Annotated in this window: 15 protein-coding genes; 10 read left to right on the top strand and 5 right to left on the bottom strand. The window is 36.5% G+C overall.

Annotation, left to right across the window (positions count from 1 at the left end):
* Nucleotides 1-226: 226 nt before the first annotated feature.
* Complete coding sequence (locus V7097_RS19925; protein ID WP_335705398.1) at nucleotides 227-1,186, top strand: NAD(P)H-dependent flavin oxidoreductase; 960 nt, start codon at nucleotides 227-229, stop codon at nucleotides 1,184-1,186.
* Between the two features lie 11 nt (nucleotides 1,187-1,197).
* Nucleotides 1,198-1,461, top strand: coding sequence for a UPF0223 family protein (locus V7097_RS19920; RefSeq protein ID WP_335705397.1), 264 nt, complete (start codon nucleotides 1,198-1,200; stop codon nucleotides 1,459-1,461).
* Nucleotides 1,462-1,833: 372 nt separating this feature from the next.
* Here V7097_RS19920 and V7097_RS19915 read toward each other — a convergent pair whose 3' ends face one another.
* Nucleotides 1,834-2,469, bottom strand: coding sequence for a YktB family protein (locus V7097_RS19915; RefSeq protein WP_335705396.1), 636 nt, complete (start codon nucleotides 2,467-2,469; stop codon nucleotides 1,834-1,836).
* Between the two features lie 211 nt (nucleotides 2,470-2,680).
* Between V7097_RS19915 and V7097_RS19910 the strand changes: the two genes are divergently transcribed.
* Nucleotides 2,681-2,869 carry a hypothetical protein gene (locus V7097_RS19910; protein WP_335705395.1) on the top strand — a complete coding sequence of 63 codons (189 nt, stop codon included), beginning with the start codon at nucleotides 2,681-2,683 and terminating at the stop codon, nucleotides 2,867-2,869.
* Nucleotides 2,870-3,001: 132 nt separating this feature from the next.
* The gene (locus V7097_RS19905; protein WP_335705394.1) at nucleotides 3,002-3,796 is read left to right on the top strand and encodes an inositol monophosphatase family protein; all 795 of its coding nucleotides are present in this window, start codon (nucleotides 3,002-3,004) and stop codon (nucleotides 3,794-3,796) included.
* A gap of 24 nt (nucleotides 3,797-3,820) precedes the next feature.
* On the opposite strand, the gene V7097_RS19900 is transcribed toward V7097_RS19905, so the two are convergent.
* Nucleotides 3,821-4,006 carry a YlaF family protein gene (locus V7097_RS19900; protein ID WP_335705393.1) on the bottom strand — a complete coding sequence of 62 codons (186 nt, stop codon included), beginning with the start codon at nucleotides 4,004-4,006 and terminating at the stop codon, nucleotides 3,821-3,823.
* A gap of 151 nt (nucleotides 4,007-4,157) precedes the next feature.
* Between V7097_RS19900 and typA the strand changes: the two genes are divergently transcribed.
* The 3 genes from typA to V7097_RS19885 all read left to right on the top strand — a co-directional run bounded on the left by typA (nucleotide 4,158) and on the right by V7097_RS19885 (nucleotide 6,669).
* Nucleotides 4,158-5,999: a translational GTPase TypA gene (gene typA / locus V7097_RS19895; protein ID WP_335705392.1), complete on the top strand. Its 1,842-nt coding sequence runs from the start codon at nucleotides 4,158-4,160 to the stop codon at nucleotides 5,997-5,999.
* A gap of 68 nt (nucleotides 6,000-6,067) precedes the next feature.
* Nucleotides 6,068-6,373, top strand: a complete 306-nt coding sequence (locus tag V7097_RS19890; RefSeq protein ID WP_438824260.1) for a YlaH-like family protein — start codon at nucleotides 6,068-6,070, stop codon at nucleotides 6,371-6,373.
* A gap of 11 nt (nucleotides 6,374-6,384) precedes the next feature.
* Nucleotides 6,385-6,669, top strand: a complete 285-nt coding sequence (locus tag V7097_RS19885) for a hypothetical protein (protein WP_335705391.1) — start codon at nucleotides 6,385-6,387, stop codon at nucleotides 6,667-6,669.
* 257 nt (nucleotides 6,670-6,926) lie between these two features.
* On the opposite strand, the gene V7097_RS19880 is transcribed toward V7097_RS19885, so the two are convergent.
* Together V7097_RS19880 and V7097_RS19875 are read right to left on the bottom strand one after the other, a co-directional pair.
* Nucleotides 6,927-7,130 (bottom strand): YlaI family protein, encoded by a 204-nt coding sequence (locus tag V7097_RS19880; protein ID WP_335705390.1) that lies wholly within the window; start codon nucleotides 7,128-7,130, stop codon nucleotides 6,927-6,929.
* Nucleotides 7,131-7,297: 167 nt separating this feature from the next.
* Nucleotides 7,298-7,912, bottom strand: a complete 615-nt coding sequence (locus V7097_RS19875) for a YhcN/YlaJ family sporulation lipoprotein (RefSeq protein ID WP_335705389.1) — start codon at nucleotides 7,910-7,912, stop codon at nucleotides 7,298-7,300.
* 205 nt (nucleotides 7,913-8,117) lie between these two features.
* On the opposite strand from V7097_RS19875, the gene V7097_RS19870 reads away from it, so the two are divergent.
* The gene (locus tag V7097_RS19870) at nucleotides 8,118-9,446 is read left to right on the top strand and encodes a PhoH family protein (RefSeq protein ID WP_335705388.1); all 1,329 of its coding nucleotides are present in this window, start codon (nucleotides 8,118-8,120) and stop codon (nucleotides 9,444-9,446) included.
* 62 nt (nucleotides 9,447-9,508) lie between these two features.
* On the opposite strand, the gene V7097_RS19865 is transcribed toward V7097_RS19870, so the two are convergent.
* Entirely contained in the window at nucleotides 9,509-10,006 is a 498-nt protein-coding gene (locus V7097_RS19865; protein ID WP_335705387.1) for a peptidyl-prolyl cis-trans isomerase, read from the bottom strand.
* A 211-nt stretch (nucleotides 10,007-10,217) separates the two neighbouring features.
* Here V7097_RS19865 and V7097_RS19860 point away from each other — a divergent pair, with 211 nt between their 5' ends.
* Nucleotides 10,218-10,499 carry a YlaN family protein gene (locus tag V7097_RS19860; protein ID WP_335705386.1) on the top strand — a complete coding sequence of 94 codons (282 nt, stop codon included), beginning with the start codon at nucleotides 10,218-10,220 and terminating at the stop codon, nucleotides 10,497-10,499.
* Nucleotides 10,500-10,746: 247 nt separating this feature from the next.
* The gene (gene ftsW / locus V7097_RS19855) at nucleotides 10,747-11,961 is read left to right on the top strand and encodes a putative lipid II flippase FtsW (RefSeq protein WP_335705385.1); all 1,215 of its coding nucleotides are present in this window, start codon (nucleotides 10,747-10,749) and stop codon (nucleotides 11,959-11,961) included.
* Nucleotides 11,962-11,992: the final 31 nt, after the last annotated feature.

Raw genomic sequence — 11,992 nt, 5'->3', positions numbered from 1 at the left:
TGCCACGATTTTTCAAAGGAATATTTTCGAGCAGTAAGATCAAAGTCTAAGTACGCCACTTCCTGATGTCTTCGTCTTTATGACCTACTTCCTGTGGGCTAAAAATCGGGCGCAAATACGCAAAGGCGTATATGATTCGACTGTTAAAACTTTGCTGATAAAAACATAAAATAGAGGAGTTTCGGAATATCATCTCGAAATGATTTAATTGAAAGGTGGGAGTATAATGAATTGGGAAACAAAGGTGTCTACTTTATTAGGTATTAAATATCCAATCATTCAGGGAGGACTTGCATATTTAGCTTATTCCGAGCTTGCAGCAGCAGTTTCAAATGCAGGTGGCCTTGGTCAAATTACAGCAATGTCACTTAATACACCAGATGAACTTCGCAATGAAATTAAAAAAGTAAAAGAGCTAACAAAAAACCCGTTCGGGGTTAACTATGCAATCGGACAACATGGAAGGCCATTTTCAGACATGCTTGAAGTAGCTATCGAGGAAGAAGTGGCGGTAATTACAATGACTGGTGGAAACCCCGCTCCGATTTTTGAACAATTAAAAGGTGTTAATACAAAGAAACTAGTTCTTGTTGCTGCAAGAAGACAAGCGCAAAAAGCCGAAGAGCTAGGGGCAGATGCTGTGATGGTTGTTGGCCAAGAAGGTGGAGGGCACCTTGGCAGACAGGATATCGGAACAATGGTTCTTATTCCACAGGTTGTCGATGCCGTATCCATTCCAGTTATTGCTTCAGGTGGGATTGGTGATGCTCGTGGCTTAATGGCAGCATTAAGCTTAGGAGCTGAAGGAATCGAAATGGGAACACGATTTATTGCCACAAAAGAATGTGTTCATGCCCATCAAGGCTATAAGGAAGCATTGATTAAAGGAACTGAAAATGATACAGTCGTAATTAAACGATCACTTGGAGCACCAGGTCGAGCGATTTCAAATGAATGGACCACTAAAATACTTCAGTTAGAAGAAGCAAACAGCGGTTATGAAGGATTAAAGGAATACATAAGTGGTCAAGCTAATATGAGCTATATTTATGATGGAAAATTAGATAGTGGATTTGCTTGGGCGGGTCAAGTCATGGGCCTCATTAAAGATGAACCAACAGTTGCTGAACTGTTTGAGCGAATGATTAATGAGGCAGAGCAAATCAGGAGTAAATGGAGTAAATAGAGGTGAGGTAGTTGGATTATCAATATCCTGTTTCGTTGGATTGGAGCACAGATGAAGTAGTAGATGTGATTGCCTTTTTCGAATGTGTTGAAAAAGCATACGAGAAGGGAATTTCAAGAGAACGAATGATGCAGGCATATAAACGCTTTAAAGAAATTGTTCCAAGTAAATCTGAGGAAAAACAGGTTTGTGGGGAATTCGAAGAAACAAGTGGTTATTCTGCATACCGTGTTATCCAAAAAGCAAAAGAAAATATGGAAAAAATCAAAATGTAACTTATTCAGATGGGGCTTAAATCCCATCTGAATAAAGTTAAAGCCTCCGGCGGAGACATGAGATTTTTAAAGGGAAATTTTCCCGCATTAACTGGTACTAAGACCTCATGGAGGGCAACTACCAGTAATTGCCCGATTGGTTCAACTAACAATCTGTGGCGAAATACGTCCACAGATTGAAGTTTCACTGTATCTCGCTTAAGATCAAAGACTAAGGACGCCTCGTCCTGATGTCTTCACATCGTGTGGGCCTAAAAAATCTGGGCGCAAATACGCCATGGCGCATTTGATTAAAAGGAAGGATGTCTTATTATGAATAGGATATCCTTTTTCCGTTGTAAGCTTGTCGAAAAATGAATTTAAATCGAAAGTCTACTTTGAACTTTTTTGCGCTAACTGGTATAATGGTAATAACTTTCTGAAAGTTCCATCAATTACTCGTACCAGTTCTTCAGCTTTCATATCCATTACTTCGTCTCGAGGAATGTTTATTCCACAAAGTATTTCAGCCTTTTTGACAGTTTGAAGTCGTGTGAACATCGATTTAAGTTCTTGATCGTTTAACTCTTGATGGATAAGTGTTTCTGGTTTTGTATGATCGACTGACCACAGATAATGGTTAGGGATACTTTCTCTAATTTTTTTCGATTGCTTCATTAAAATATTCCCAAACTCGGCTTTAATCGGTGCCTCATAAATCACAGCAAACCAAACAAAAAGATGAGTATTCCACAATCCGATTTGAAAATGAGGTAGCATTTTATAGCCCCGCTTATTATTTGCAAAAGCAACCCAAGTATCTTTAGGTGGATTGATTGTCCTTCTCGCATGTTTTGCCACATGAGCAAACATTTCGTCTCCTGTAAGACTTGAGAGTGTAGGTGCAAAATGATTCCCTAAATCCTCTAATTTTGGTCGAATATGTGTAATTAAGGCGTCCATTCGATTTTCAAGTCCATCTATTGTAAACACATCAAAGTCTTCTTTTGTAAACCCTGTAAAAGTCATTTTATGTATCCTCCTATTGATATTCCTATTGATATTCTAACAAAAACATAAGAAATACTGAACTAGACTGCTTGAATTTAACTTAAGGCTTATCTAGGTATACGCACATATTTGTTACAATGCTCCAGTTTTTTCATAAGATAGTAGTAACAAGTGGGAATAGTCAAAAGGGAAAGTGAATGATTGAAATAGAAGAAAGGGGTGCGGAAAATTGAAACAAGTGATAAATGATTTAAAACGTAAAGACGGAGAGAAACGCTTGGCGGTGTTACGTTTAGAAGTAGATTATGAATTGGCAACCCTTTATGATGCGATAATTGAAAATGATGATTTGAAAAAGGCAGAATGCAAAAAGAAGTTAACAAAATTAAGTCATGAAATAATAAAACTAGAGGCATAATCATAAGATGGCGAACCCAAGTTGGTTCGCTTTCCTTATTGCTTGCATTTCTGTAAATAAGTAAAGTAAGCTTTTAAAGAGTGATACTTAGCGTATACTATCCGTTGAGATAAAAAAAGTGAGGTACTAACTATGGTAAATTGGGATGAAATAGAGAATTTCGCAAAACAATGGATAAGGGAAGCGGGAGAACGTATAAGAGATTCGTTTCAAGTCCAGCTTGTAGTTGAGGCAAAATCAAATCCTGATGATCTCGTCACAAATATGGATAAAGAAACTGAACAATTTTTTATTGAAAAAATCCAAGGAACGTTTCCTACACACCAAATTCTTGGAGAGGAAGGTTCCGGAGATAAAATTCAATCATTAGAAGGTATTACATGGATAATTGATCCAATTGATGGCACTATGAATTTTGTTCATCAACAGCGTAATTTTGCGATTTCGGTTGCAGTGTATGAGAATGGAGTAGGGCAAATTGGACTGATATACGATGTCGTACATGATGAACTTTATCACGCACGCAAAGGCCAGGGTGCTTATTTAAACTCTACAAAAATTGAACCATTAGGGGAGGTACCTCTTGAGAAAGCAATTGTTGCAATAAATGCTACATGGGTTACCGAAAATAAACGAATTGATCCTAAAATTTTAATTCCGATTGTCAATGCTGTTCGTGGCACTCGTTCTTATGGCTCAGCAGCACTGGAAATGGCATATATCGTAACCGGCAGAATCGATGTATACATCACAATGCGTCTATCACCTTGGGACTTTGCTGCGGGGGTTGTTCTTTTAAATGAGGTAGGCGGAGTTATCACTACGCTCGATGGGGAATCATTAGACTTTTTAAAGGAGAATAGTGTTTTTGTCGCAAGACCAAATCTACATAAAGAGATTTTCACGAAATTTTTAAAAAGAAAATAAAAAATAAAGCGTGAAAATGCAGAATTAGATTCTGCCATTCTCACGCATTTTTTTCTTTGTCGTAAATCCTAAACCTGTTACAATAATTACTGCAATAATAGACAGAATAATACCTAACAGACTTTTTTCAGCAATCGATACACCAATAAGCATAATACAGACTGCTGTTGCAATCGCATAGAGAAGCATTGGAATATTCACGTTTTTCATTGTAATTGGCCCCTTTCCATAATTATTTTACAGATAAATATGTATTATTTCTACTCTTTGGTATATAATATTTTAGTTCCGGTTCTTTTTGAAAGTAAAAAAATGTAAAAACTAATTAAATCCTTAATTTGATAATAGGAGATGTGAAATCGTGACAACACGTAATGACTTAAGAAATATAGCAATAATCGCCCACGTAGACCATGGTAAAACAACACTTGTTGATACAATGCTTCATCAATCAGGTACATTCCGTTCCAATGAGCACGTTGACGAACGTGTAATGGACTCTAATGACATTGAGCGTGAACGTGGTATCACCATTCTTGCCAAAAATACAGCAATTAATTATAAAGATACCCGTATTAATATTATGGATACTCCAGGACACGCTGACTTCGGCGGAGAAGTTGAACGTATTATGAAAATGGTTGATGGTGTATTATTAGTCGTTGATGCTTATGAAGGCTGTATGCCACAAACTCGTTTTGTGTTGAAAAAAGCATTAGAGCAAAATCTTAGACCAATCGTAGTTGTAAATAAAATTGACCGTGACTTTGCACGCCCAGAGGAAGTTATAGATGAAGTAATCGACTTATTTATCGAGCTAGATGCATCTGAAGAACAATTAGAGTTTCCTGTCGTCTATGCTTCAGCACTCAATGGAACAGCAAGTACAGATCCACATCAACAGGATGAGAACATGGAAGCATTATTCGACTGTATCATTGAAAACATCCCTGCTCCAATTGATAATAGTGAAGAACCATTACAATTCCAAGTAGCATTACTTGATTATAACGATTATGTTGGAAGAATTGGGATTGGACGAGTATTCAGAGGAACTATGCATGTTGGACAGCAAGTTGCTTTAATGAAATTAGATGGAAGTGTGAAACAATTCCGCGTTACAAAAATCTTTGGCTTCTCAGGATTAAAACGGATTGAAATCCAGGAAGCAAAAGCGGGAGATCTTATTGCTGTATCAGGTATGGAGGATATCAATGTTGGTGAAACAGTATGTCCAATAGAACACCAAGATGCTTTGCCAATTCTTCATATTGATGAGCCGACATTACAAATGACGTTTGTAGTGAATAATAGCCCATTTGCAGGACGTGAAGGTAAATATATAACAGCTCGTAAAATTGAGGAGCGTCTCCGTGCACAGCTTCAAACCGATGTAAGCTTGCGCGTAGATAATACAGATTCTCCAGATGCATGGATTGTTTCTGGTCGTGGAGAGCTTCACCTATCCATTTTAATTGAAAATATGCGCCGTGAAGGCTTCGAGCTTCAAGTATCTAAGCCACAAGTTATTGTAAGAGAAATCGATGGAGTTCGTTGTGAGCCAGTTGAGCGTGTTCAAATTGATGTACCTGAAGAACATACAGGTGCTATCATGGAGTCAATTGGTGCACGTAAAGGCGAAATGTTAGACATGATTAACAATGGTAATGGTCAAGTTCGACTTATTTTCATGGTGCCTGCACGTGGACTTATCGGCTACACAACTGAATTTTTAACTTTAACAAGAGGTTTCGGTATCCTAAATCATACCTTTGATAGCTATAAACCAATGGCTTCAGGAAATGTTGGTGGACGTAGACAAGGTGTACTTGTATCAATGGAATCAGGTAAAGCATCTCAATACGGAATTATGGGTGTAGAAGACCGTGGTACGATTTTTGTTGAGCCTGGTACTGATGTTTATGAAGGTATGATTGTGGGTGAACATACTCGTGAAAATGACTTAACTGTTAATATTGTTAAAATGAAACAAATGACCAATATGCGTTCAGCGAACAAGGATCAAACGACAACGATGAAAAAGCCACGCATTATGTCATTAGAAGAATCACTCGAATACTTAAATGATGATGAGTATTGTGAGGTTACGCCAGAATCCATCCGTTTACGTAAAAAGGTTCTTGATAAAAATGAACGCGAAAAAGCAGCAAAACGAAAAAAACTTGCTGAAGTGAATCAATAAGGTTGTGAACCTTGTCCCTTTCTGATACTTTAATGATAGGAAAGTGTGAGAAAGAGGGTATGAATGAAATGGACGTCTATGAACACATGTGGCCGATTGCAAAAACAATTTATAGTTCGACAACTCCAAATGTTGGAGCAAATATATTGTACGTTGTAATCTTACTCCTAACGATAATGGTATTTCGTTTAGGATTTGCAAAAAAACTGCCATTGTTAAAAAATATTGTGATTTATTTATGTCTTGCCCTAGGCTGCACAATTTTAACGTTTTTAGGTGCATTCCTACCGATTGCGGAAGGATTAGCGATTACCGCTGCTATTTTAATTATTTATAAAATTCGCCTTCACCAAACAAAGAAAAGTGAAGCGTAGGAGGTAATCTGATGAAATCCTTGCAGGATGCAATTTATAATTGGTTAACGATTAAAGTTGTGGCTGAAGCAAGACCTGATGATAAAGCAGCAAAAGAAACATTTGATCTTTTTGAGGATATTTTAGTCAATGAGTTTAAGCTTAGAGATATTGAAATTCAAAAAGATGATGTCATGTATCTTGTGAAGTATAAGATAGATGGGGAAGAAAAGAGCACAAGGTTCCCGATCGATTTGATTGATATCATGCACGATCAAATTCAGGAACATCCGGAGAGATATCAGAATTACGAATAAAATAAAAAGCCGAGCGGGTATGCTCGGCTTTTTTGTATGATTTCTAGTTCCAGCGCATAGCTCCTCGAGGCCACAATCCAATCCATCAAGAAGGTCAAAGAGCAACCTTCTCGTTGGCTCGTGTTGTGCTTGTCAGACTTGCACAGGACAAGAAGAAAATGCATTGCATTTTCGAGGAAGTGCTGACATCGACGTTTGCCACAGGACATGGCAGTAGTTAGTCGATGTTCCACTTCAAGGCGCTTGCACTTTTCTTTTTACCACCAATCGTCGTCTGTTTTCTTTTTACGGTACAGTCTGAATTTATTTGTTGCGATTCGTTCTTGTGTCCTAGTTTCGATACGGTCGTGGCAATCATGGCACATATATGTATGTATTGGACGATTTCTCAGTCGTTTGGCTAAACTTGATTCATCCTCAATGTCTTCTATTTTATCGCAGATTACACATTTTACTTTCATTTTTAAGAACCCCTCAAGTGTTATCAGTATCTATTTTTATCATTATACAACATAATTTACTTTTCTGACAAAGTTTGTCTTTTTAGGGGACTATAAAAATTAATTCAATTGCAAAATCCAACAAAAAAACAGTGCGAGAAAAACATTTTGTTTTTCTCGCACTGTGCTTATCTATTACCCATTTTATCGTTTGATTGATCCTGCTGTTCTTTATCAATTATTTGTTGATCTTTTCTATTAAGCTGTTTATCATTTGTTTTTGTCGGTTCTGTATTATCATTGTCAATTAAATCACTAGGTACATCAGGGACTAGTCTACCAACAATTTGTGCTAACTCATCCAAGACACCTGTTACAGGTCTTCCATCTGCAATTTGTTTCCTCATTTGCTTCAAGCGTTCAAATGTATCCGCATCAGCGATTACAATTGCATTTGCACCATAAGGGTCATGCTGTAAACTCTCAGCAACGGAATATTTAATCGTTTGTACTCTTGAACGTTCCAACTTGGAATCTACATCAATTCCAACGATTGCAAACTTACCTAGTACAACTGCTGTTGCATCATTCACCTTAGGGACACTGCTTGCAAGTTCGACAAGATGGCTCGCGATTTCTTGTCCTGTTTTTCTGTCGACATTTTGATCGACTGTATTTTGAACCTTTACACGAGTATCGTTTACATCTTCTCCAGCATTATTGTTAGCACCACAACCAGAAACCATAAATAAAATACTTGAGAACAGAAGGATATAAATATATCTCACCGTTTTGCCTCCCATCGTTCAATGTGTTTTCTTTTTTTATTGTTCAATTATTCTTCTATCTTTATTCATCCATACATATATTTTTATCATTGGTCGTCCTCACACGAACAAATATGGGATTGACTAATATAATATAATAAAAAAATTCTCGTACCACTTGATTAACCTGTTTCACTCCTAAAACAAAAAATTGAAACCCACTTGAGTAGGAGGCGTGATTTTGGGGAAAATTTATGTATTAGACACGAATGTATTACTGCAAGATCCAAGAGCAATATTTTCATTTGAAGATAATGAAGTTGTTATACCCGCAGTAGTCTTAGAAGAGGTAGACTCAAAAAAACGTTATATGGATGAAATAGGTAGAAATGCGAGGCAGGTTTCAAAGCTCATCGATAATTTGCGGCAAGCAGGGAAGCTACATGAAAAAATACAGCTTGAAACTGGTGGTAGCCTAAGGATTGAGCTAAACCACAGATCCTTCCATGAACTACAAGAAATCTTTGTTGAAAAAACAAATGATAACCGTATTTTAGCGGTCGCCAAGAATCTTTCATTAGAGGAAGAATCAAAAGAAAATGGGAAACAGGTGATTTTAATTAGTAAGGATGCATTGGTACGTGTAAAAGCCGATGCATTAGGATTGCAATCGGAAGATTTTCTAAGTGATCGTGTTGTTGAGGTTGATCATATATATTCGGGGTTTCTCGAAATTCATATAAACCGTAACCTTCTTGACCTCTTTTATGAAAAAGGGGAGCTTCACGTAACGGAGTTAGTCCATCACCCATTTTATCCGAATCAATTTATTTTATTAAAAGATGCATTAGGAGGTTCCTCATCTGCTATCGGGATTGTCGATAAGACAGGTAAAGTGGTAAAGAAGCTTCAATTTAAACTGGATCATATTTGGGGTATTAAACCAAGAAATGTACAGCAAACAATGGCATTTGAGCTGTTACTAAGAGATGACATTCCATTGGTGACATTAATAGGTAAGGCTGGAACTGGTAAAACATTGTTAGCACTTGCCGCTGGACTCATGCAAACAGAAGATTTAGGGAAGTATAAAAAACTGTTAGTCGCCCGCCCAATTGTCCCAGTAGGAAAAGATATCGGGTTCCTACCTGGCGAAAAACAGGAAAAGCTTAGGCCGTGGATGCAGCCAATCTTTGATAATCTAGAATATTTATTCAATACGAAAAAGCCTGGTGAATTAGATGCCATTTTAGCAGGAATGGGCTCAATCGAGGTTGAGGCACTGACCTATATCAGAGGTAGAAGTATACCTGAGCAATTTATCATCATTGATGAAGCGCAAAATTTAACCAAGCATGAAGTAAAAACGATACTTACTAGAGTAGGAGAAAAGAGTAAAATTGTGTTTATGGGGGATACCGAACAAATTGACCATCCATACTTGGATGAATATAATAATGGATTAACATATGTGGTAGAAAAGTTTAAGGACCAAAAAATTGCCGGACATATTCGATTAGTAAAAGGAGAAAGGTCAGGTCTTGCCCAATTAGCTGCAGATCTTCTTTGAAAAAAATGAAGCCTGTCGCGCCGATTCTTTATAAAAGAGTCAGTGACAGGCTCAATTTCATATTATTCGATGATAAAACTTGTAATATTTTTTATAGGATTTTCACGATTTGAGCCATCTCCGAAATAAAAATGGACAGGACCATCTTCACGTAAAGGCTTACCATCTTTTGAAAACCCAAGAATGGCATCATGTGCTTCACTAAGTGGAATAATTTGTTCTTGATCTTTTTGAACGATTTTTAATTTAGCAGCTTCCTCAAATGGTTCTGCATTTTTTATAAAATCCCTTATAGGGATTCCGAATGTACCAGTTAATGCTTTTTCCTTTAAAAACTTTTTCTCTGTCTTTAAAGTAGGGGGATAAACTGCACCTTCACGGATTTCTCTATCCCAATGCTTTGAAATCGATTTTGTGTATTCGCTTAAATCTTCCTCAATGCTTTGATCTGATTCAAAATATGTAAGTAAATCTACTCTACGATCATCAAAAATCCACACACTAGGGTCAAGGGTAATTTTAAACTTTGTCTTTCCTTCAATCATTATAATTGAGTTCATCCCTACATCATTCCTTTCATTCATATTATAGAGGTTTTGAAACGTAATAGAAAGTATCACCTCTTTTAATGTCTAAGTAAAAGGGCTAATTGTTAATGAAATCCAATTAAAAGAGTAATAGCCTTGTCTATTTATTCTTGCAATTTTACTGTATACAGGTTAATATTTAAAGATAGGATTAGGTATCGCTTCTGAACGGAGGGGTTATAAATTGACTTCAGAGATTTCGGTGAATCATCGTGAAAAAGCATTGTCATTACTACAAGCAGATGCTGAAAAGATATTAAAACTTATTAAAGTTCAAATGGATAATTTAACAATGCCTCAATGTCCACTTTATGAAGAAGTACTTGATACGCAGATGTTCGGATTATCTAGGGAAATAGATTTTGCAGTAAGGTTAGGATTAATAGAGGGGCCGGAAGGAAAAGAGCTCATCTCAAAACTTGAGCGTGAATTATCCGTTCTTCATGAAGCTTCAACCCGAAAATAAGTAACCAATTAATAAATCAACTCAAATTATCCACACCATTGGATAATTTGAGTTTTTTTATAAGATGGGTTTACAGCTTTTCTATTTTAAAGTACTTTTATAAAAAAAGGTTTACAAACAGTACATATTACAAATTTCCACTCTAGTAGGTTGTAAGATTAGAAGAAAATGTAGGATTTTTGCGATATAAACCGAAAAAGTATAGTACAATAAATAATTATACCTTGTATTCTAGAGGAAGATGCCAATGCTTAAGAAAATTTTAAAATCATATGATTATACCCTGGTTGTTGCTGTATTTCTTTTATGTTCTTTTGGACTCGTCATGGTCTATAGTGCAAGCATGGTCATTGCCTCAGCCCCAAAGTTTGGAGAAAATCCATCCTTCTTTTTTGATCGACAAAAAGTAGCCTTACTTGCTGGTACAGTTGCATTTTTTGTTACCATGATTTTACCTTATAAAATATATGCATCAAAAAAAGTTCTTCTTACTATTGTTCTAGGTTCAGTCGCAATGCTTTTATTAGTATTTGTTGTAGGTCATACGGCAAATAATGCACAAAGCTGGATTATGGTAGGGGCAAGGGGGATTCAGCCCTCTGAATTTACCAAGTTGAGCGTGATAATCTATCTTGCTGCTGTTTATTCAAAAAAACAAGCGTATATCAATCAATTTGGAGTAGCAGTCATGCCACCTATTGCTTTTACCCTTTTTATATGTATGACAGTAGCAATCCAACCTGACTACGGAACAGCTTTTATTATAGGGTTAATTGCATTAACTATCATTTTATGTTCAGGTATGAGCCTTAAAAGCCTTGGTAAACTAATCTTAGTCGGTCTTGTTACAGCAGTACTTTTATCGCCGTTCCTCTACTTCTTATCAGGTGGGATACTATCTGAAGGACGAATGGGGCGTTTTCTAGGATTCATGAATCCTTTTGAAGATGAAAAGAATGGCTATCAATTGGTGAACTCTTACATAGCTTTAGGTGCTGGTGGTTGGAAAGGTCTTGGATTAGGACAGAGTATTCAAAAGTTTAATTATCTTCCAGAAGCCCATACAGATTTCATTATGGCAATAATTGCTGAAGAATTAGGTTTATTTGGAGTCTTATTTGTATTATTATTGTTAGCATATATTGTTTTTCGAGGATTCCAAATTGCAAGAAAATGTACAGATCCTTTTGGAAGTTTACTTGCAATAGGCATTTCCTCCATGATTGCAATTCAGACCTTTATTAATCTGGGAGGGTTAACGGGGTTGATTCCGATTACTGGGGTTACATTACCATTTATTAGCTATGGAGGTTCTTCTTTATTGTTATTAATGGCCTCTATGGGAATCCTAATAAATGTTTCAATGTTTACAAACTATCATTCTATGTATCGCACAAAAGAAAAACAACCGGAAAGTCAACCGGCTCGTTCTTTTCAAAAAAATTATGTCTCTTATAGATGAAAAAAATCTATATGTTGATGATAAAATGTAT

Source organism: Bacillus sp. JJ1562, from assembly GCF_036962705.1.
In the GTDB taxonomy this organism is placed as follows: domain Bacteria; phylum Bacillota; class Bacilli; order Bacillales; family Bacillaceae_L; genus Ferdinandcohnia.
The sequence above is the reverse complement of the archived record's forward strand: the minus strand, read 5'-3'. Positions and strand labels throughout refer to the sequence as shown.

Bases quoted from the DNA above. Each gene is read 5' to 3' on its own strand.
- V7097_RS19915 (WP_335705396.1), bottom strand. From the start codon at position 2,469: ATGACTTTTACAGGGTTTACAAAAGAAGACTTTGATGTGTTTACAATA.
- V7097_RS19865 (WP_335705387.1), bottom strand. From the start codon at position 10,006: ATGAACTCAATTATAATGATTGAAGGAAAGACAAAGTTTAAAATTACC.
- ftsW (WP_335705385.1), top strand. From the start codon at position 10,747: ATGCTTAAGAAAATTTTAAAATCATATGATTATACCCTGGTTGTTGCT.
- V7097_RS19880 (WP_335705390.1), bottom strand. From the start codon at position 7,130: ATGAAAGTAAAATGTGTAATCTGCGATAAAATAGAAGACATTGAGGAT.
- V7097_RS19900 (WP_335705393.1), bottom strand. From the start codon at position 4,006: ATGAAAAACGTGAATATTCCAATGCTTCTCTATGCGATTGCAACAGCA.
- V7097_RS19875 (WP_335705389.1), bottom strand. From the start codon at position 7,912: ATGGGAGGCAAAACGGTGAGATATATTTATATCCTTCTGTTCTCAAGT.
- V7097_RS19905 (WP_335705394.1), top strand. From the start codon at position 3,002: ATGGTAAATTGGGATGAAATAGAGAATTTCGCAAAACAATGGATAAGG.
- V7097_RS19885 (WP_335705391.1), top strand. From the start codon at position 6,385: ATGAAATCCTTGCAGGATGCAATTTATAATTGGTTAACGATTAAAGTT.
- V7097_RS19890 (WP_438824260.1), top strand. From the start codon at position 6,068: ATGGACGTCTATGAACACATGTGGCCGATTGCAAAAACAATTTATAGT.
- V7097_RS19925 (WP_335705398.1), top strand. From the start codon at position 227: ATGAATTGGGAAACAAAGGTGTCTACTTTATTAGGTATTAAATATCCA.